The sequence below is a fragment of the Psychromonas aquimarina ATCC BAA-1526 genome (assembly GCF_000428725.1).
In the GTDB taxonomy this organism is placed as follows: domain Bacteria; phylum Pseudomonadota; class Gammaproteobacteria; order Enterobacterales; family Psychromonadaceae; genus Psychromonas; species Psychromonas aquimarina.
Genome location: NZ_KE386792.1, coordinates 205,244 through 224,748, shown reverse-complemented (window position 1 = coordinate 224,748; position 19,505 = coordinate 205,244). Strand labels below are relative to the sequence as shown.

Here is a 19,505-nt window from a genome sequence, read left to right as displayed (position 1 = left end):
TACATATTTAAGTACTGTTTCAGTAACGATAGGGGATTCAAAATGAAGTTAAAAATAACACTATTATTTATGCTGCTTTTAACTGTTTCAGGCAGCTATGCTCAGTCACCAAACGATGAGGCGGCCGCAAATTTTGTAAAATACAGTGCAGAAGGTAATGTCGAAAAAGTTCAGCTTGCCCTTTCATCTACAAGCCTTGATGTAAATAAACAAGATGCAGAAAAAAGGACTGCTTTATTGAGCGCCGTTTCTGGAAAGAGAATTGCAATAATAAAGCTTCTACTTGCGCACCCGGATATTGATGTAAACCGAAAAATCGAAATAACAGCACTATGGCTGGCATCGTATCGCGGAGACGCCGAAGTTGTTAAGCTTTTACTGGCACACGCAGATATTGATATAAATCAAGCTGGCAGTATGTTCAACGGTACAGCTTTAGCGGCGGCATCTAAGCAGGGAAAAACGGAAGTAGTAAAGCTGCTGCTTGCTCATCCTAATATTGATGTAAATAAAGCTAATAACAGAAATAATACTGCATTATCAATGGCAAGTTATTCGAAAAAAACAGAAGTCGTTAAGCTGCTGCTTGCTCATCCTGATATTGATGTAAATAAAATAACGAGTGAGAAGTATCCCACAACTGCTTTATTGAGTGCATCCTCACTGGGACAAAGCGTAATTGTTAAACTTCTGCTTACCCACCCAAAAATTGATATAAACCAAGCAGTTGGAGATGATAAATATACACCTTTATTAAGAGCATCATCTAATGGTCATAGCGAAGTGGTTAAGCAGCTGCTTGCACAGCCAAAACTTGATATAAATAAAGTTGATGAACGTAAAGAAACAGCTTTAGATAAAGCCGTGTACGGAAAGCACATAGAGGTGCTTAAACTGCTGCTTGCTGATCCCGATATTGATGTAAACAAAGTCGACATGGCGGGAGATACTACTTTAATGTGGGCAAGTTATCGTAATGATACAGAGGTTATCAAACTTCTGCTGAGTCACCCTGATATAGATGTACATAAATCTTCGCCTATAAATACCGCTGCCAGAAATGGGAATATTGAGGCCGTTAAACTGCTGCTTGCTTACCCTAAACTGGATATTAATAATTCAGTAACCGGGTGGACAGTACTGACTGCAGCCGCGGTTCATAATCAACTTCCCGTGATTAAACTGCTGTTAAATAAAAAAGAAATTGATATTAATAAAAGCGACAGGACAGGAAGCAGTGCTTTATTTTACGCTAGTCATCAAGGTAATACTGAAGTGGTGAAGTTACTGCTTGCACAGCCAAAGATTGAAATTGATACAAAAAATAAAGAGGGAAACTCGGCGTTAGATATTGCCTACGAAAAAGATCATAGTGAAATTATTAAGCTTTTGAAAAATGCAGGAGCTGCAAATAATGAGACTGAGTTAGATGATATTTTCGATTTATAAGCGCATATCAAGACGGGTAAAAAGCAGGGCTGTAAGCAGTCCTGCAGGAAGCTTAGGCACAGCTCGATTCTTCTTTTTCTTTCACTTAGAGTCTTTTCTGCTCATATGATTTTATTAAAGACAGCAAATAATAGATCTAACAAGACCTTATTTCCTGTCTCTGCATTGTAATAACAGTTCAGGCCGCCGCTCCCGTGCTCATTTTTTCTTCAGTACTACCCGTCAGTTTACTGCTTTATTTAGATATCCGTTGTTATTTTAAATTTGAGACTTATCAAATAAAAACAATAAAGAATGAAAATGATAAATAACAGAATCGTAATGATGACTGCATTGCCGCAAAGCTGGGGTAATTTACTGCCGCGGCTGAATTAACAGTATTCCAGGCGCTTTATTTGTCAATTCTAGGAAAGAAACCATGCAGCAGAAGAAGATGTCCAGTATCGAGCTGGGACGACTATTAGCGATTATTGCTATCATATTTATCCATACCCGCCCGTTTATCTCTACCATTTTTGGAACGGGAGAAGATACTAGTTTCGGCCTGTTTCTCAATCAAATCAGCCGTTTTGCTGTCCCCTTATTCTTTATTATTTCAGGTTATTTTATTGCCCCTAAGTTAATTGAAGCACCACTGAAACATTTTAAAAATTATTCACTGCCGCTGTTGAAAATATGGCTGAGCTGGAGTGTTATTTACCTGTTATTCCCTATAAACGCTCTGGCTTTAAGTCAGAACGGCTATCTGGCGGAACGCTTAAGTTACTGGCAAAGTTTAGCCGCGTCACCAGTAAACAGCTTGTTTGAAGGCGGGCTTGTTCATCTGTGGTTCTTGCCGGCATTAGTTTGTGCCGTTGCAATTATCGCTCTGCTGCTGGTGACTAAGCAGCTGCGCTGGTTATTAACCATAGCTGCCGGGCTGTTTATTTATGGTGCCGCCGCAGGATCTTACCAGCCGATGACCGAACTGAGCGCACCGATCTTTACCAGAAACGGACCGTTTTTTTCAACCCTGTTTGTTGCTGTTGGATTTGAAATACGCCGCCGAGAATTTACCATGACGAATATTGGAGCCTGGCTGTTTATTGTCACGGGTATCGTCATTCACTTTTGTGAAGCCTATTACCTTACCTATTTCGGGCAGAACTTCAGCGTACATGATTTTCTATTCGGAACACTGTTCTGGACATTAGGCATGTTTATGCTGCTGTTAAATCACCCTAACTGGGGAAATTACCGCTGGCTGCAGAACTTAGCGCAGCACAGCCTGGGGATCTATCTGGTGCATATGCTGGTAGTAATAGTGATGATGAATATTAATGGAATAATACAGATGGATCACAATCTAGCGAGTATTATTACTCCGCTGGCCGCCTTCTTTGTTTCATTAGCTTTAATTAAGCTGCTCCGCAGGGCGCCGTTTCAGCATTTGTTACTGCGTTAATCCGTACTGTTTAAATAAATACCTGATTACTTATTTAGTCTTGTACGTAATCAGGAAATACTATGACTGCCTAGGCCGCCGCTAACAGTAGTTATACTGCCGAGCTTAACTAAGAAATAAAACTGCCCGATGAAAATTATACACGTACCGAATCCTGAACAAGCTGCTCATTTAGCCGCAAAAATTATTTCGTTTAATACTGGCTGGCCTATATATGTCGAGAAAAACGACACGCTGCCTGTCTGGCACCTGACTAAGCATTGCGGCAAGATTCTGGCGAAGTTTTTTGTAGAAGAGAATGACTGGAAACACCTAAGCAGTTCAGCCGCCTGTTTTCATTCACTGCCTAGCTGTTAAAAGCTGTCAAGTTGTGGAGATGGCTGCTGATGAATTTGGCCTAATTCAGACAAAAGGGCTTAATATCTAAGCCCTTGAGTTTGAATATACAGGTGAGCCTTAGTTATTGAATATTTCTAAGGAATGGAGCTGGTTTTGAGTTAACCGGTTATGTTTAAATCAGATCATGATAAAAAAGCAGGCTCCAAATATTGAGCCTGCATATCTGCTCCGTCTTTTATTTTATAACTAAAATAATGAGCTGATATTATTGTCTGACAGCGGTTTTCTGAATTCTTTGCCCATTAATTCATAAACATTGAATTTGACGGTATTCCAGTTATCTCCAAAGTTGTACTCCATAACACTTTCGCCGCTGGTTAAGCTTTGTGATAAGGTCCATTCAGTAGCGTAACCGGTCATGCCTTTACCAAAATCTTTATAGGGCGCGTCAACGGGAACTCGATAGGGCACACTGGCTATTTTCATCAAACCATTTTGAATGCTGCTCGGCTCTGTTAATTTACTTTTAAAATAACCGGCATGTAAATAACGGCTTTCTGCATTGGCATTACCCGTTGAGCCAAAATTGGTGTTGCGGTCTGCTTTTTTCCATGAAGCTTGATGCATCTTTTTATTTTTCAAATGTACGGCTAACGACGGGTCGTTGGTCATCACATTCGCCTCTTCTCCGCGATAAACTTTTAATCCGTCTTCATCCATCTCAATAACCGCACGGTCGCCGGATTTATCGGTCAGCGACCAGTGTAATTTTATATCCATCGGCATGCCGTCAAGCTGCATATCTGCTATATCTAACTTAGGAATTTCGTTAACAGCCTGCTCAACAGATTTATAATTAGCGAGGATATATTCACCGAAAGAAAATTGCGTAATAGAATCCGGCTGTAAGTCGCCAGAGAGTGTCATCGGGTTATAAAACAGTGTATTAACCTGTAATCCCTGACTGTTAACCCCGTCATGCAGCAGCTCGCCATATGCTAAAACAGCAACAATATTATATTTAACTTTGTATAAGTCACCTAAACCATTGCCTTGAACTGAGCGAAAACTGCCCTTATTAATATTACCCAGTACCGGATTGGTTGCTTCCACCCAGTCATTGGTTCGGGAAGTGAAAACTCCCAGATCAGTGTGCCAGGCAACAGATGTACAAGCTTGTGCAATACTTGAACTTACTAATCCGGCGATTACTGCGGCTTTTAATGTGTGCTTTCTCATATTTTCTCCGTTCATCTAATAATTGATGAATGGGATAATAGTAAAGAAAGCTCAGCAGGTTAAATCACCTTTGATGGATCAAATCCACACATATGTTTCGATATAGAGCTAGTTGTACTGCTTTGATAATTCACTTAGAAGCTCAATCAACCGCCGGCGGACAGGTCCTTTTTGAGACTGATGTGTTGACCAGATCGCAAGGGGAAAACGCACTGCAGTATTTAATTCTTTTACCGTGAACTCTTTCAGCACCTTATTATTGAGCATCTCTTGTACTGCGTGTCTGGGTACAAATGCCCAGCCTTCCCCGGAGCTTAACAGCGACAGGAAAATATTCATATTTTCAATACGTTGATAATAGTTAGAGACAGTGACTATTTTTTCAATGCCGGCATTAAAATAATCTTCTAATACTAACTGGCGGTTTTTTTTCATTTCATTTAAAGAGACATTAGCCTTTGCAAAAATAGGTGCATCAGGTGCTGCACATAAGCAAAACGGCATACTTAATAGATACACATAATCAGTTGGGGTGATCGAATTAGTATCGTGTATCAGCACTAACCCGATATCAACCTTGCCGTTTTTTAGCCCCGCAAGGGTTTCTGCATTACTTTTATGAAGCCAGTGAATATTGACCTTTTTATACTCTTTACGGATTGTTTTCATCACCTGCTGTATTAATGAAACCGGCAGCAAATCGGTATGATAAACCGTAATATCACTTTCAATACCTTTCTCTACGCTTTGGCAGATATGTTCAAATGACTGCGTATATTCTGCTAAATTTTTGGCGTGATTATACAAAGATTTGCCGTGCTCAGTTAACACTGGAAATTTACCTGAACGGTCAAATAAGGTTAAGTTTGTTTCAATTTCCAAGTTACTGATCACTTGTCCTAACGTTGTTCTATGGCGGTTAAGCAGCTTAGCCGCCGCGCTGAATGAGCCTGTTTCTGCTACTGAAACAAATGCCCGTATTTGTTCATAACTTATATTCATCTGAGGACTCAATTGTTTAAAGGTAATTTAAAATATACAATGCATGATGCTCCTGTCGGGTTAAACGAGCCGTACGGATCTCTCCGGTTTTTCGGTCTTTCACTGCTTTCTCCTTAAAGCAGTGAATATTGGTCATAGATGTTACGCGTCTAGCATTCGAATTGTAAAATTCCCCTATTCTGCCGCATTTTTTGTGTGCTCTTGACGTTAATCCAGGGGATCCCCAGATTAGATCAATTGTTGTGAAGAGTGTCATAGCTATCTTGGTAGATAAGGAAATATTTTGTGCTGAAACAGCGGCTGGTATTCTAAGTCGCAGAGATTGATAGCGTAGAACAAATATATTTAAATGAAATGACAACAACAACCAAAAGGTCAGCGCTAGACCTTTTGGTTGTGCTGAATCCGTTACTTAGTCATTGATTTGGCGTACTGCCTTGCAAAAGAGGCTGCATGGATTTCTGAGTCTTTCCGGCTGAACCAGCCGATAACAATATCTTTATCAGGTGAAACGTAAATCCCCTGACCACGCATCCCTGATTTATACATATCGCCGTCCTGCCAGATTTGGTCCCACTGATAAGATGAGCCTAAGGGCTCTTCCCCTGTCATGGCGATAAAACGCTTAGATGAATCACTTTTATTGAATACATCCGGGGTAATGGAGGCTCGAATAGTTTTAAGTATCCGATCTGAAATGACCTGTTTCTCTGCTGTTTTGTTCCAGGAAGGTGTATGCAGGAGCCCGTAGCGCATCATGTCTTCCAAATTTGATGACAGTACTCCATGAATGATCTCATACCCTGTTGGTGACATTGCTAAGACACCGTCACCTGTCATGCCCGCTTTCGACCAGATTCGCTCTTCAAAAACTTCCGACAATCTTTTTTTGCTTACCGAGCTGATAAGCAGGCCTAACATCTGTGTGTTTAGCGATGAATATTCAAAGGCTTGCCCAGGCTCCTTAACTGCCGGAACTTTAAGTAAATTCTTTAAATAGTCGTCACCGATAACTTCAGACTGGAAAAACTGTGAGACATAATGATCAGGGTTGTAACGAGTCGCATCGCTTTCTTCAAGATCTAACCCGCTCTGCTGGTTCAGTACATCGATAACTTTTATGCTTTCCCAGGCAGTGCCTGTGACATCAGGGATGTATTTCCCTAGCTGCTGCTGAACGTTTATTCGACCTTCTTCTTCAAGCATCGCAACCAGCAGGCCGGCAACTGTTTTTGCGTTGCTCATCCAAACGTGTTTTTGTCTCGGATCAATGTTGAAGTGTTCATAGGTGACGACACCTTTTTCAATCACCATCAATGCTTCAAGCGGTGCATCATCAGACAGTAGAATATCGGCAAGTTTTTGTCCTTTAATGGCAGTGCTGGTGATATTGGATTTATTGTTTCGTTCAAGAGGCTTAATTCCCCCCTCACGTGCAATTACTGCAGACGGCATTACTTCAGGCAGGTTCTGCCAGTAATAGCTGGCCTCTTCACTCGGAGTCATAAACTTGACTAAGCTCATTTCATCCATGTAGTGCTGACGCTGCTCTGTGGTGACTGCGAAAGCCCCGGTCGAAAGCAGGGCGGTTAACAGGGTAATTGTTGTTTTCATGCTGGACTCCTAATTAAATGGAATGTAAATACCGAAGATAAAGGCGTTGTCGCCTTGACCTAAAGGATCATTGTCAGTGGTAATGGTGGTTGCAAGGTAGGGGTGAATACCGTCGAAACCGGTGTACTTAAATTCAAGCTCATATTCCTGCCATGCTTCAGCTTCACCTTCAACCGGGCTCATGTTTGTTGAAGTAGTGGTTACATAACCCTGTTCGGAGAGGGGAAAACCTACAATAATGTCAGTTCTGAGCAAATCAAAACCGCCGCCGCCAAGTTGATGGTCGTAGCGGACTTGTCCTGCCAGCTGGATTTGTTCAAATCCGGTATAAGCCCAGCCTATGCCTGCTTTTACTGCATCGTCTTTACCTGCTTTGTAGTTGTATTTCGCCGCCGCTCCGACTAAAAAATTTTCAGTAACAGGAAGAAGATAGGTAAAGCCGGGATGAATATTTGTAGTTGTCCCTGCCTGGGTTGTGGTGCCGTTGAGCTCAAGGGTCGTATTTAGCACTCCCCAGCCTTGTTGACCCCAGGCGCTATGAAGTTCGGCAAAGTGACGCTCAAAGTGGTCGCCCCGTTTTTCAGACTTGAACTCAATAAGATGATCAGCAGAATACGCTTGAGTTGAGATAGCTAATGCTGCAGTCACTAAGATTTTTTTCATGTTGTATCACTCTTTCTAGTTTGGTTTCTCGAGGACTAGAGTGCCATGTAATAATCTCAGGTATAAATCATGTTTGCAGGGTTGAATCCTCACTATGAATACTGGTTATGAACAGATATGTGCATTTGCAGCAGCTGCTGTTCAGCGAATGAAAACATGAATGCCCTGCTTGAACTGCTGAAACTTGGTGAGAGCTGGGCAGTAGTGCCAAAGCATGCAGTGGTTAAAAACATTGAACTAGGGGGAGGTGGATCTTTCAGATCCCAAGTGTTACATGGGGATATATATTTGACATATAAGCATTGTCAATTTTATACCGCTATTTGATGTGTTTAATATACACTGGTTGAAGAATGAGCAAGTCACTGTTTTGGTATTATATGATGAGGAAATAAAATGCTGACCGATCAACCCAATACTCTTTATTGCGCACAGCCAGACAGATATACACAAATGCACTACCAGCGCTGCGGCAGCAGCGGTATTTTACTGCCCAGGTTATCGTTAGGTTTATGGCAGAATTTTGGTGAGACTGATTCGCTAAGCAATGCTAGAGCCCTGTTACATACTGCTTTTGACCTGGGGATCAATCACTTTGACTTAGCCAATAATTACGGCCCTAGTTATGGTGCTGCAGAAAGTACTTTCGGACAAATTTTAAAGCGGGATCTACTGCCTTATCGCGATGAATTACTGATTTCCAGCAAAGCTGGTTATGATATGTGGGCAGGACCTTACGGTATCGGCGGTTCACGAAAGTATTTAGTCTCAAGCTGTGATCAAAGTTTAAAACGAACCGGACTCGATTACTTTGATATTTTTTATCATCATAAACCCGATCCTGATACGCCCTTAGAAGAAAGTATGCAGGCTCTTGATTTTATTGTACGTTCCGGGCGTGCGCTGTATGTGGGAATATCTAACTATCAGGCGGAGCAAACTCAAAAAGCGGTTGAAATTTTACGTGAATTAGGCACGCCTCTGCTGATTCATCAGCCCCGTTACAATCTGTTTGACCGCTGGATAGAAGACGGTTTAACCGATGTTTTAAGGGAGCAGGCAGTAGGATCTATTGTGTTTTCTCCGCTGGCACAGGGCCTGTTAACCGATAAATATCTACAAGGGGTTCCAGAGAACTCAAGAGCCGCCCGTTCGGAAATAGTGCATTTGAATGAACAGCATATTACTCCTGATAAAATAACAAAAGTGAAAGCATTAAATGAACTGGCTCTGGCGCGTGGTCAAAACCTTGCACAAATGGCTGTCGCCTGGACTCTGCATAATCCTGCTGTTACTTCCTGCCTAATCGGCGCGAGCAAAAAAGAGCAGATCTGCAGCGCGGCCGGCGCATTAAAAAACCTGAACTTCACTCAAGAAGAGCTTATTATGATTAATGAAATCTCTGCTTAAGCTTTTGCGCTGCAGTGCCGCAATTAATATAAAAAAGGGACTCGCACAATGCTTGTCCCTTTTTGTATATTTTTTCGCAGTTAACTACGCTGATATTTTAGTAGATCAGCTGTTTTAGCTTTCTGCTTCAGCAAGATTAAGATCGTCTGAATCATCACATTTTTCAAGCATTTTACGAATAACGACTGATGCGCCGAATGCCACTGCTACCATTACAACAGCCCAGAATGTTAATGTGCTGAAGTAGTCGCCGTAGACCTGCTGGACAATCTCCTGGGTGATCTCCTGGCCTTTTTCAAGTGCAATAGAAGTTGAGAATACCGCGCCGACAATACCGCTCATTGCAATAGCAACAGAGAACAGGCTGACCGAGAAGTTTTCGATATGTTTTGGTGCAACTGAGAGGATAAATGCCACCACCAGACTGCCTACAATAACCTCAGCAAACGCCTGGAAGAAGTGGATCACCAGAAAAACCTCAGGGCGGATAATAACATCACTGCCGATAGTCATTACTGCAAAGGCTAAGATGCCGAAAGCAATTGCGGTAAGGATAAATGCAAAGCCGATTTTAGTTGCCGTAGAGAAGTTGATGTTTTTCTTTTCTAATGAAGAGAATAAAAGGGCGATTACCGGACCGGCCACAATACACCATAACGGGTTCATCGCCATGGATGCTTCAGGTGCGATAGGGATAATGCCGAACAGATCACCGCGCATTGTATTGATGGTTACCATGGTCATTGATGTCATCATCTGGCCGTAGTAGACAAAAAAAGCTGTGGTCAGCACGGTCATAATAAGAATACTGCCCATCTTTAATGCGTCAGACTTTTTGGCTTTGAACATCAGCGAGATAAAGTAACCAATTGCGGCCGCACCAATGGCGTAAACAATATTCTGACCAATGTCCATATTAGAGAACATAAAGAATACTAAACCGATCATAGCGGCAGAAACGACAGCAAAGGTCAGCCAGTTTTTAGTGCTGACCGGCTGCTTGTCAATGTCTGCACCAACGCCTCGTAACGGCTTACGGAATACTACAAGAAGCACCAGAGCACAGAAAGCTAACAGTGCAGATAAAAAGAAGCTGCCGTAGAAACCAATCGCCAGTACAAACATCGGGAACAGGTATTGACCTAAAAGAGCACCGATATTATTAACTGAATAGTTCACCGGGTAGCCGTTTTCAAAATCTTCCTGGCTGGCAAAAGTACGCTTGTATAAGCTTGGGTAAGAAGGGGACATTAAGCCGCGGGCATAACTTGCCAGCGCGATACCGCATAAGCTCATGGGCACGTTAACGGTTGATGCGCCAAGCACCAGTAAAGCATAACCGGCTGCAAAACCAAGATAAGCGATGGTTAATGAACGGTAAGCACCTAAAAATTTGTCAGCGATAAAACCGCCGGCGATAGCAAATAACGGCCCGATTGATGAAAACGCGCCGACCACCATCATAGTGTCTGCTTCGCTGTAATTTAAGTTTTCTAAAAAGAATCTGGTCAGAATGACCATCACCCCATAGAAAGAAAGTCCAAACATCATCTGACAGAACATCATAGACTTGTTGAGTTTATTCCACATTACATAATCCTTAATAAATTCGTGGTTAAGAGAATTTTAAACGGGGCGCATACTAACAGAGATGTAATGTCACAAATTGATGTTTATCGCAAAAAGGGAAAACTTTGCTAAGCAGACGCCTTTTAATTCACAACTTTGACCTCAAGTTGTCTGTTGATGATTGCGTGATTAATTTTTAATCAGATCTGTAGTGATGATTTTGATTGTTTTTCAGGCAGTAAGCGTGGTTTGAAGTTAGCAGCTGCATCTTTGATGTTTATAAGTTCAGATGGTTTTTATAATAAAAGTGTCTGAATTTTCTGGTGTTATCGGCCTGATAGAAAGTCTTTCTGGTCATTTTAATGCTCGCAGCTCCTGCCGGGATATAATCAACAGTTGTGCCGAACAGCAAACTGAGACACTTTTTATAAAGCCGCTGCCGTCATAATTACCCTGTCTATTACCAGGGAGGGCAGTTTAGTGGCCATTTTCAAAAATCATCAACGACTTAAACTTATTCTAATCTCACTGCTGCTGTTTGCTTCAGCGGCCGCCGCGGTACTTATTATTGAGCCGCAAAGCGCTCCCGTTCAGCCCGCCTCCCAGATATATCAGCCGGTAACTGTTGTCCATGCTACACCCGGAAGTTTTGTGCCTAGTGTCACTTTACTGGGCACGACTCATGCGCGCTGGCTGTCGGAAGTCAAAGCACAGGTGAGCGGTGATGTGGTGCATCTGGACAAAACATTAGAGCCAAGCAGCCTGGTTAAAAAAGATCAGCAGTTACTGGCGCTGGATACTACTCACTTGACATCCCGGGTTGCCGAGGCGCAAAGTCAGATTAAACAGGCTGAACTCAATCTGCTGCGTGAACAGCACGAACAGACTGTTGCGCTTAAAATGCTGTCTAAGCAGAACAGCTCCGCTTATGCGCGTAAAGAGCCGCAGATTGCTTTGGCGGCCGCCGCGCTGGAGCAGGCAAAGCAGGCACTCAAAAGTACCCGCAAACAGCTTTCGGACGCAGCGGTCAGCGCGCCGTTTGATGCAATGATTATTCGCCGCGATGTCAGCCCCGGTCAGTATGTTGAAAGCGGTCAAAGTTTATTTACCCTAACCTCGAGTGACAGTATTGATGTGCAGGTGCCGGTGTCTGAATCGAAATGGGGGCTATTAAGCCGCGGGTTGTCGAGACCGACAATAATGGTTATTGACCGCCAGGGGCGGGAGTGGCCGGGGCTGCTGCGTTATATTGCTCCGCAGGCGGATCAGAAAACCCGTCAGCGTCAAATAGTATTGTCTGTTGCCGGGCCCTATTCAAGTTCGCCAAGGCTGCTTCCGGAGCAGCAGGTCTGGGTAAAGATCACCCTGGATCCTCAGCAGAATGCGGTGCAGGTACCAGGCAGTGCACTAACCAGAGACGGGCAGATCTGGATTGTTGATGCGGATAACAAGCTGGCAGTACAGAGCGTAGAGCTTCTTGAACAGGGAGCAGACAGCGCCTGGGTGACATTTATCCATGATCCTGAAGAGGCGAGGAGTATCGTGCAGTTTCCGTTAGCTTCAATGCTTGAAGGGCAGCGGGTATCTCCTCAGCATCATCAGGAAGCAGTGCAATGAAATGGTTAACAAAGTGGTTTTTAGATAACCCGGTCGGCGCTAACCTGCTGATGCTGGCTATTATTGTCGGTGGTGTGCTTTCAGCCGGGCGCTTAAGAGTTGAGTCGTTTCCGCAGATCGAACCTTCAAGTCTGATTATTTCGGCGGCTTATCCCGGAGGAACGGCAAGGCAGATAGATGACAGTATTACCCAGCGTATCGAAGAAGCGATAAGCGGTCTTAGCGGTATCAAGCAGGTTACCAGTGAATCGACTGAGGGCATGGCGACGGTCAGAGTGCGCAAAACCTCTAAAAGAGATCTTAACAGGCTGATTGAAGATGTACGTAACCGGATTAACAGCATTGATGCTTTTCCTGAACAGGCGGAAAGACCGCAGGTGTACAGAGATGAATTCTCCAATCTGGCGGCTTTTGTAATTGTTTCCGGGGACAGGCTGGACAGTGAGCTGCAGCCCGTTGCGCGTCAGGTTGAATTAGCGCTGAAAAAGCACCCTGAGATCTCCAGTGTGGCAAACTGGGGGGCGAATGCGCCGCTGCTGGTGATAGAGCCGGATCAGGCGCAGCTGCGTAATTATGGTTTGAGTTTAGCAGAGCTGGCGGCGCGTATTGAACAGATGTCGCTGCAGACGCGTTCCGGTGAGATTAAAAGCCAGCGCGGGCGAATGATACTGCGTGGTGACGGTTATGCTGATAACCTGCAGCGTTTAGGACAGATTGAAGTAATTGCCTCGCCCTCCGGCAGTATTAAATTAAGTGATGTCGCGTCGATTTCAAGACAATACGAAGCTTCTGACTCTATTGTACGCAACAATGGCCAAACGGCGATTGCGCTGCTGGTATCAACCAGTAAACAGGATAATCTGCTTGATGTCAGCAGAGCCGTACAAGAGGTGTTGGAAAAAGAAAGGGCACGTCTGCCCGATGATATTTCACTTTCTGTTATGGCTGATATGGCGCCCTATATTAAAGATCAGCTCAACCGCTTAGGTGACAATGCCTGGCAGGGGCTGCTGATTATTCTGGTCCTGCTTGGGCTGTTTTTAGATTTAAAGCTGGCATTCTGGGTCGCAGTAGGAATACCTGTTGCACTGTGCGGCACCTTTGCCGCCATGGGGGTGATGAATTACAGCCTTAATGATATTACTTTATTCGGTTTTATTTTAGTGCTGGGGATCCTGGTTGATGATGCTGTGGTAGTGGGAGAGAGTATTCACTCTGCGCGCAGCCGTTATAAAAAGCCGGCTGATGCCGCCTGGTATGGGGTTAAGTCGGTCAGTGTTGCTACTGTATTCGGCGTACTGACTACCATTGCCGCATTTTCTCCGATGTTATGGATTGATAATGAACTGGCTAAACTGCTGGCAGGCTTTTCTGCGGTGGTGATCTTCGCGCTGTTATTTTCGCTGATTGAAAGTAAGTTCATTCTGCCGGCCCATCTGGCGGCTGTAAAACCTAAAAGCACTAAAGCCGGCCGCATAGAAAAAGTGCAGGCTAAAGCACAAGCGGGCTTAACCTGGTTCAATTTATCAGTTTACGAACCGCTGTTAAGGCAGGTTTTACGCAATAAAGGCGCCTCATTTATCACTTTTTTTGCGCTGGTGGTGCTGGCATACGGTCTGTGGTCCAAAGGGGTTATCCGCAGTGCTGTATTTCCTGATATTCCCGGGCGTTATATTACCGCGAAAGTAAACCTGCAGGACGGCGCGCCGCCGGCTTTACAGGCTAAAGCAGCTGCTCAGCTTGAAAAAGCCGCTTTAAGCCTGGATAGCGATTTAAAGCTTGATCATCAGCTGGATGAAAATCCAATCAGCAATTTACTGGTCTGGTCCGACGGAGAGGGGGAAATTGAAGCGACTGCCGAGCTTACCTCTGAAGCCTTGACTAAGCTGCCGAATAATTTACTGCTGAATAAATGGAAGGTTTTAAGCGGTGATATTGAAGGTGTGTATTCGGCACGTTTTTCTGCCGGAGAGGAACTTGGCGGCGGTTTATCGATAACGCTTTCCAGTGATGACCGTAAACTGGCGATATTAGCTGCACAGTCATTAACAGCACGCATTGAGGCAGTTGCCGGAGTGAATGATGTGTACCATGACGGTCAGGGAGGCATGCTCCAGATTCGTCTAAAACTGAATGAGTTCGGTACTCAGCTGGGTCTTACTCAAAGCGGTATTGCCCAGATTGCGGGCGGCGCCTTTGGTCAGCGGGAAGTACACAGGCTGCTGCAGAGAGGTCAGGAAACGAAAGTTATTATACGTTACAGCCGAGATAAGAAATCCAGCGTGCAGCAGTTATTGAATTCGCCGTTTATTCTGTCCAGCGGAAAATCAATATTACTGGCCGATGTTGTTAAAGTCAGTTATGAGCAGGAGCCGGAACAGCTTTATCGACGTAACCGTGAGCAGGTTGTGAATCTATACTGGCGTCAGGATCGGGATATTCAATCGCCGGAAATGACCTTAGAGCAGTTAGCGCATGATTTTGTTGAATTAGAGCGGACTTATCCTGGGGTGAGTATTAAAGCCGCCGGAGAGTTTGACGAAATCGGCGAGGTACAGTCGGGTTTCAAATCGGCGATGATTTTAACCCTGCTGCTGATCTACGCACTGCTTGCGATACCGCTGAAGTCTTACTGGCAGCCGTTTATTATTATGTCGGTGATCCCTTTCGGCTTTGCCGGTGCTATTTTCGGCCATGGGGTTATGAATATGCCGATCAGCATCTTGTCTATGTTCGGCATGATGGCGATGACCGGCATTGTAATTAATGATTCTCTGGTGCTGATCACCCGCTTTAACGACTATCATCGTTCGGGGATGCCTCTCAACGAGGCGCTTATTAAAGCGGGTAAAAACCGCTTAAGGGCGATATTTTTAACCACTGTTACCACAGTATGCGGTCTGCTGCCGCTGCTTAGCGATTCATCTGAGCAGGCGCAGTACCTCAAGCCGGCCGCTGTTTCTCTGGTATTTGGCGAGTTGTTTGCAACCAGCGTAACGCTGCTGCTGATTCCGCTGTTATTAGGTGTGTTCTGCCGCGATAAACTGCCGCTTGAGCAGGGGGAGGAGCACGAGAAGCTCAGCGCAGTCTGAATGGGGGCATTGCGTTTAGCTGCGTCGTGGAGCATAGTAAAGTTATTGTCCTTTACATTGACTGTACTATGCTCGAAAAAAATAACTTTAAAGAAAACGGCGGTAAAAAATCACTGCTGGAAAATAACCAGGGTGTTTATGTACTGGTGCCTGAAGCCGCACTGTTAGAGACGCTGCCCGTGCATCTGCAGGAACGTTTTCTTAAGGCGCTGACTTTGATTCATGACTCACTTGCCGAGTCATTAACATGGGAGGAGATTGCCAGGCAAAGTGCGATTTCACCGTTTCATTTTCATCGTCAATTCAGCGAGCTTTTTAATGAGACTCCGGGACAGTACTTAAACCGGGTGAGACTGCAGACAGCGGTCAGTATGCTCTTTGATGCGCCGGGTAAGAATATCACCGAGATTGCTTTGGAAGCTGGTTACTCTTCATCACAGGCATTAGCTAAGGCCCTTAAGCGGGAATTAAATCTTACCGGCAAAGCAATACGGGAACTTACCCGCACAGGAACAGTCGCGCAAACCTCAGCGCTTATCGCTAAACTTGCTCATCCTGCCCAGGGGATGAGTATGGAGCAGAAGCTGGCTGAAAAAATGCCCTGTGAGCTGATCTGGCACCCTCGGCGCAGTTTAAAAGGGCAGATAAGAAATGATTTTGACTGGGAGCTGGCCTGTGAACAGCTGGGGGAGCAGGTCACTAAACTGGTTACGATCACCCCTGCTGCGCAGATGGAAAACCAGTGGCAGGAGATAGACTTAATTGTAGGTGAACAGGTTAGGCAGGCGTCTGAAGCCAGCCATATTCTGCGTGAAGGTTACTACCTTTGTTGTGAAGTTTATGTTACCTCTGATGTCGGCTTTGAAGCCGCATGGGACGGTTTATATCAGTATGCAGAAAAGTACGGCTATCAGATTGATCTGCAGGGGTACTGTATCGATATTGTGCGCAGCGTGGATCTGACTCCCACGGGCGGCGCCGCTTATTCTCTGCAGCTGCCGGTTTGTGAAAGATAAATGTATGTACTTCTAATCAGCATCCGTCATCGAATAACTGAATAGTGGGCGTACCCGAAGTTTCCCATTTATAATGGATATAGCAGTCTGTTGCTGTCACCTGGGCTAAGGTGGGTTGTGCACTATCGAGTTTCTGCTTCGGACTCGCCGCTACTTGATAAGTACCTGCAACATAAATACGGTAGGACCAGTCGGCAGTATCCATCCCTGCTGCTTTAAAAATTTCCGGCGGATTAGTATAAGCAGTACTGGGAGAAGTGCCGTTGGAACTGGCAGCCCAGGGCTGATGGGCGGCACCTACTATGCCTGAGTAAACCACTCGGTCATCACCGCCGCCCGATATTCTAGACTTTGAATTAAAAAGCAGAACACTCGTTTTCATCGAAGCCGAAGCGGCCGCCAGCTGGCTTTTAAAGGCATCGGATTGTAAATTGATGAATTTGGGCAGTGCAGTTGCTGCCAGAACGCCTAATATGATGATCACTATGACCAGTTCGATCAGGGTAAAGCCGCTGTTTTGTTTTCTCATTTAATGTCCCTATTGAAGTTTTGGTGCAGAAAACATCTTCAAACAGGTATGACTTACCGCTCCTATAATGTCATCTTTATAAGCAGTTTATCACTAGTATCGCGATGCATGCAGCCTGCGGGGTCAAGGATTTTAAATCCTGATAAAAGGTTTGTTTTTTCAGTGAATCAGCAACTAATTATCAGGTATTTACTAAGGAAATGTCACTTGCGCATCTGCTTATAGATGCGCTGCTCTATAGCTTCAGCTGCGGCTAACTTAGTTCATTTCCCCTTAAACCCCTAAATTCATCTCAATTAAATCATAAAATTACTTGTTATTTGTATTCGCTCTTATATTATACCCGCCTCAGGTCCGATGAAGACTACAGGAGAATAGTTAAGACGTTGATTAAGTTGGCGTTTTAGCTTACCGAAGAAGCAAGACTATGCAGCGCAGGTAGTTACATAGTTAAATCTTTCAGGTGCTTTCTATTCATTTTGAATAGCGCTAAACAGAAATGTTTAGATGAGCGAAGCGAGGACTGTAGTTGGAGGAACCTCTGGAGAGAGCCGGTATACCAATTCCATTAATTAGGTGATCTATTTAGGCGTAGGAAAAATGGATGAAAGCAAGGCGTTGATTGCAGTAACTAGTTATTCTAATTACAAAATCAACAACGAAGCCAGCATTCATTTTAACCAGCATAAATGAATAGAAAATTATTGGATTTGGTATTTATTCGGCCGCCGAAGGAGCAAGCCCTAAATGTTTAGGGTGAAACTCTCAGGCAAAAGGACAGAGGAGTGGAAAGCTACACAAACTAATGCACAATGAAATGCTTAGCTATAGTCTATAGAATTTTTCTATGGATCTATTGCCCTTTCCCTCTTCTCCTTAAATTTACTTTTTATTAAGGGGAAATCATGAACAATCTTCAATCTTTATTACAAACCGTCGACAGTTTTATCTGGGGACCGCCGCTGCTTATTCTGCTGGTCGGAACAGGTGTTTATTACACTTTCCGCTTAGGTTTACTGCAGTTCCGTCACCTGCCTACAGCACTTAAGATGGTTTTCAGTAAAGATAAATCCGGCAGCGGTGATATATCCAGCTTTGCCGCACTATGTACCGCGCTTTCGGCGACAATCGGAACGGGTAATATTGTCGGTGTTGCGACTGCTATAAAACTAGGCGGTCCCGGCGCACTATTCTGGATGTGGCTGGCTGCTGTATTCGGTATGGCAACAAAGTATGCAGAGTGTCTGCTTGCAGTTAAATACCGCAAAGTAGACTCGAACGGCCAGATGGTCGGCGGACCTATGTATTACCTGCAGTACGGCGTAGGCTCGAAAGCGCTGGCGGTTATGTTTGCGGTATTTGCGCTGGGCGTAGCCTGTTTTGGTATTGGTACGTTTCCGCAGGTAAATGCCATTCTCGACGCATCTGAAATTTCTTTTGGTGTATCACGGGAAATCTCTGCAGCAGTGCTGACGATATTAGTTGCCGTTGTTACCCTGGGCGGGATCAAATCCATTGCTAAAGTAGCCGGAAAAGTCGTGCCGACTATGGCGCTGTTTTATATCCTGGCCTGTTTAAGTGTACTTATTACTAATGCCGAGCATCTGCTTGATGCCCTGCAGCTTGTGGTTGCTTCAGCTTTCACATCAACAGCCGCGACAGGCGGTTTCTTAGGTGCCGGTATTATGCTGGCCATTCAGTCGGGTGTGGCGCGAGGGGTGTTTTCAAATGAATCGGGCTTAGGTAGTGCGCCGATGGCGGCCGCCGCGGCTAAAACAGATTCCTGCGTAAAGCAGGGCCTTATCTCTATGACGGGCACCTTCTTTGACACCATTATTATTTGTACCATGACCGGGCTGGCACTTATCTTAACCGGTGCATGGCAGACAGATTTAGCGGGTGCGCAGATGACTACGCATGCATTTGCCGTTGGTCTGGATTCGCAGACAGTTGGTCCGTTACTGGTTTCTATCGGTTTGATATTCTTTGCCTTTACCACCATTTTGGGCTGGAACTATTATGGTGAACGCTGTGTTGTTTATCTGTTCGGCACCAAAGGCATACTGACTTATAAAGTGATTTTTGTAGCTTTAGTGGCATCGGGTGCATTCCTGCATCTGGATATGATCTGGATTATTGCCGATATCGTTAACGGTTTAATGGCAGTTCCTAACCTGATCGGTTTAATTGCGTTACGTCATGTTGTTATTGCAGAAACTAAACTGTTCTTTGATACAGATAAAAACGTAGATATAAGTGATGATGGTGAGCTGCAGGCGCAAAGCTAAGCTTTACAAAATCATAGACTAAAAAAACAAGCCTGTGCCGCTGATTCTATTCAGTGCACAGGCTTTTTTATTTGCTCAGAAAAGCTGTTTGATAGGTAAAGGAGAAAGCATGTTCCCCGAATTTCACCTTTATGATTATCAATGATAATCAATAATCTTTTATATGTGGGCGCCAGGTTGATTTTATGTCAGTGTTTATCCGATTGACGGGGTTAGATTTTGAACATGTAGTGA

At 44.4% G+C, this 19,505-nt stretch carries 14 protein-coding genes and 1 riboswitch; of the genes, 8 read left to right on the top strand and 6 right to left on the bottom strand.

Going from position 1 to position 19,505, the window contains the following annotated elements; genetic code table 11:
• The first annotated feature begins 42 nt into the window (after positions 1 to 42).
• The 3 genes from G337_RS0122570 (at position 43) to G337_RS0122560 (ending at position 3,250) form a co-directional block, all read left to right on the top strand.
• Positions 43 to 1,449 carry an ankyrin repeat domain-containing protein gene (locus tag G337_RS0122570; protein WP_028865855.1) on the top strand — a complete coding sequence of 469 codons (1,407 nt, stop codon included), beginning with the start codon at positions 43 to 45 and terminating at the stop codon, positions 1,447 to 1,449.
• A 418-nt stretch (positions 1,450 to 1,867) separates the two neighbouring features.
• The gene (locus G337_RS0122565) at positions 1,868 to 2,893 is read left to right on the top strand and encodes an acyltransferase (RefSeq protein WP_028865854.1); all 1,026 of its coding nucleotides are present in this window, start codon (positions 1,868 to 1,870) and stop codon (positions 2,891 to 2,893) included.
• Positions 2,894 to 3,022: 129 nt separating this feature from the next.
• Positions 3,023 to 3,250 (top strand): hypothetical protein, encoded by a 228-nt coding sequence (locus tag G337_RS0122560; protein ID WP_028865853.1) that lies wholly within the window; start codon positions 3,023 to 3,025, stop codon positions 3,248 to 3,250.
• Between the two features lie 228 nt (positions 3,251 to 3,478).
• On the opposite strand, the gene G337_RS0122555 is transcribed toward G337_RS0122560, so the two are convergent.
• From G337_RS0122555 to G337_RS0122540, 4 genes are all read right to left on the bottom strand, one after another.
• Positions 3,479 to 4,471: a linear amide C-N hydrolase gene (locus tag G337_RS0122555; protein ID WP_028865852.1), complete on the bottom strand. Its 993-nt coding sequence runs from the start codon at positions 4,469 to 4,471 to the stop codon at positions 3,479 to 3,481.
• 108 nt (positions 4,472 to 4,579) lie between these two features.
• The gene (locus G337_RS0122550; RefSeq protein WP_028865851.1) at positions 4,580 to 5,473 is read right to left on the bottom strand and encodes a LysR family transcriptional regulator; all 894 of its coding nucleotides are present in this window, start codon (positions 5,471 to 5,473) and stop codon (positions 4,580 to 4,582) included.
• A 408-nt stretch (positions 5,474 to 5,881) separates the two neighbouring features.
• Entirely contained in the window at positions 5,882 to 7,087 is a 1,206-nt protein-coding gene (locus G337_RS0122545) for a serine hydrolase domain-containing protein (RefSeq protein ID WP_028865850.1), read from the bottom strand.
• A 9-nt stretch (positions 7,088 to 7,096) separates the two neighbouring features.
• A complete protein-coding gene (locus G337_RS0122540; protein WP_028865849.1) occupies positions 7,097 to 7,750 on the bottom strand; it encodes a hypothetical protein in 654 nt (217 codons plus the stop codon).
• A gap of 396 nt (positions 7,751 to 8,146) precedes the next feature.
• On the opposite strand from G337_RS0122540, the gene G337_RS0122530 reads away from it, so the two are divergent.
• Positions 8,147 to 9,160: an aldo/keto reductase gene (locus G337_RS0122530; RefSeq protein WP_028865848.1), complete on the top strand. Its 1,014-nt coding sequence runs from the start codon at positions 8,147 to 8,149 to the stop codon at positions 9,158 to 9,160.
• A gap of 114 nt (positions 9,161 to 9,274) precedes the next feature.
• Here G337_RS0122530 and G337_RS0122520 read toward each other — a convergent pair whose 3' ends face one another.
• On the bottom strand, positions 9,275 to 10,750 hold the full coding sequence (locus G337_RS0122520; RefSeq protein ID WP_028865847.1) for a peptide MFS transporter: 1,476 nt from the start codon (positions 10,748 to 10,750) through the stop codon (positions 9,275 to 9,277).
• Between the two features lie 459 nt (positions 10,751 to 11,209).
• Here G337_RS0122520 and G337_RS0122510 point away from each other — a divergent pair, with 459 nt between their 5' ends.
• The 3 genes from G337_RS0122510 to G337_RS0122500 all read left to right on the top strand — a co-directional run bounded on the left by G337_RS0122510 (position 11,210) and on the right by G337_RS0122500 (position 16,454).
• Positions 11,210 to 12,346: an efflux RND transporter periplasmic adaptor subunit gene (locus tag G337_RS0122510; RefSeq protein WP_051303539.1), complete on the top strand. Its 1,137-nt coding sequence runs from the start codon at positions 11,210 to 11,212 to the stop codon at positions 12,344 to 12,346.
• Entirely contained in the window at positions 12,343 to 15,438 is a 3,096-nt protein-coding gene (locus tag G337_RS0122505) for an efflux RND transporter permease subunit (protein ID WP_028865845.1), read from the top strand. The genes G337_RS0122510 and G337_RS0122505 overlap by 4 nt, the downstream gene beginning before the upstream one ends.
• 68 nt (positions 15,439 to 15,506) lie before the next feature.
• Positions 15,507 to 16,454 (top strand): helix-turn-helix transcriptional regulator, encoded by a 948-nt coding sequence (locus G337_RS0122500; protein ID WP_084605597.1) that lies wholly within the window; start codon positions 15,507 to 15,509, stop codon positions 16,452 to 16,454.
• A gap of 16 nt (positions 16,455 to 16,470) precedes the next feature.
• Here the strand turns inward: G337_RS0122500 and G337_RS0122495 are convergent, their stop codons facing one another.
• The gene (locus G337_RS0122495) at positions 16,471 to 16,983 is read right to left on the bottom strand and encodes a prepilin-type N-terminal cleavage/methylation domain-containing protein (protein WP_028865843.1); all 513 of its coding nucleotides are present in this window, start codon (positions 16,981 to 16,983) and stop codon (positions 16,471 to 16,473) included.
• A gap of 694 nt (positions 16,984 to 17,677) precedes the next feature.
• Positions 17,678 to 17,774, top strand: a riboswitch (glycine riboswitch).
• A 114-nt stretch (positions 17,775 to 17,888) separates the two neighbouring features.
• On the opposite strand from G337_RS0122495, the gene G337_RS0122490 reads away from it, so the two are divergent.
• The gene (locus G337_RS0122490; RefSeq protein WP_028865842.1) at positions 17,889 to 19,271 is read left to right on the top strand and encodes an alanine/glycine:cation symporter family protein; all 1,383 of its coding nucleotides are present in this window, start codon (positions 17,889 to 17,891) and stop codon (positions 19,269 to 19,271) included.
• The last annotated feature ends 234 nt before the right edge of the window (positions 19,272 to 19,505 follow it).